We start from the raw sequence: 1430 nt of genomic DNA, 5'->3' as shown, positions 1-1430 counted from the left end.
TGGCGGCATCGAGTTGCTTCGCCAGATCGTGCCCGTAGAAGATGTTGTCGCCCAGAATCAGCGCCGACGGATCGTTGCCCACGAATTCCCGCCCGATGATGAACGCCTGCGCGAGCCCGTCCGGCGACGGTTGCACCGCGTACCGGATGTTCATGCCCCACTGGCTGCCGTCGCCCAGCATCGACTCGAAGCGCGGCGTGTCCTGCGGCGTCGAGATCACCAGCACGTCACGGATGCCCGCGATCATCAGCGTCGAGAGCGGATAGTAGATCATCGGCTTGTCGTAGACCGGCAGCAGTTGCTTGGACACCGCGTGCGTGATCGGATACAGCCGCGTGCCGGAACCGCCGGCCAGAATGATGCCTTTGCGCGCCATGCTCAACCCCTTACGCGCGCTGCGCGTAGTTCGTCTCGACCCACTTCCGGTACTCGCCGGAAGCCACTTCGTCCGCCCACGCCTGATTGTCCAGATACCACTGAACCGTCTTCGCCAGACCGGTCTCGAACGTTTCCGCGGGCTTCCAGCCGAGCTCGCGCTCGAGCTTGCGTGCATCGATGGCGTAGCGACGGTCGTGGCCCGGGCGATCCTTCACGTAAGTGATCTGATCGCGATAGGAACCGCTCGTCTTTGGCTTCTGCTCATCGAGCAAGTCGCACAGTGTGTGCACGACTTCGAGGTTCTTCTTCTCGTTCCAGCCGCCGACGTTGTACGTCTCGCCCAGCGCGCCGCGCGCGAGCACTTCGCGAATCGCGGAGCAATGGTCGCCCACGTACAGCCAGTCGCGCACGTTCTGGCCGTCGCCGTACACCGGCAAGGGCTTGCCCGCGAGCGCATTGGCGATCATTAACGGAATCAATTTCTCGGGGAACTGGTACGGACCGTAATTGTTCGAGCAATTGGTCGTCACCACCGGAAGCCCGTATGTGTGGTGGTACGCGCGCACCAGATGATCCGAGCCCGCCTTCGTCGCCGAATAGGGGCTGTTCGGGGCATAAGGCGTCGTTTCGGAGAATTGCGGGTCGGTGGCCGACAGCGAGCCGAACACTTCATCTGTCGACACATGCAGGAAGCGGAACGCCTGTTTCTCTTCTTCGGGCAGCTTGCACCAGTACATGCGCGCCGCTTCGAGCAGCGTGAAGGTGCCGACGACGTTCGTCTGCACGAAATCGGCCGGCCCGTGAATCGACCGGTCGACGTGGCTTTCGGCAGCGAAATGCAGGATCGCGCGCGGCTTGTACTTCGCAAGCAGCGCATCGATTGCTGCGCGATCGCAGATATCCGCACGCGCGAACACGTGACGATCGTCGTTCTTGAGCCCGTTGAGCGTGCCCAGATTGCCCGCATACGTCAGTTTGTCGACGTTCAAAACCGGTTCATCCGAACCTTCGAGCCAATCCAGAACAAAATTGGCGCCGATAAAACCGGCACC

The 1430-nt window shown here is 61.7% G+C and carries 2 protein-coding genes; both read right to left on the bottom strand.

Annotation, left to right across the window (positions count from 1 at the left end):
* Positions 1-376 (bottom strand): sugar nucleotidyltransferase (locus tag AWB70_RS38085; protein WP_159680370.1); only part of this gene is annotated, 376 nt, incomplete at its 3' end.
* A 10-nt stretch (positions 377-386) separates the two neighbouring features.
* A partial coding sequence (rfbB, locus tag AWB70_RS38080; protein ID WP_060854267.1) for a dTDP-glucose 4,6-dehydratase occupies positions 387-1430 on the bottom strand: 1044 nt, incomplete at its 5' end.

It is taken from the genome of Caballeronia cordobensis (genome assembly GCF_001544575.2).
In the GTDB taxonomy this organism is placed as follows: domain Bacteria; phylum Pseudomonadota; class Gammaproteobacteria; order Burkholderiales; family Burkholderiaceae; genus Caballeronia; species Caballeronia cordobensis.
This window is presented reverse-complemented; position numbering and strand designations above follow the sequence as displayed.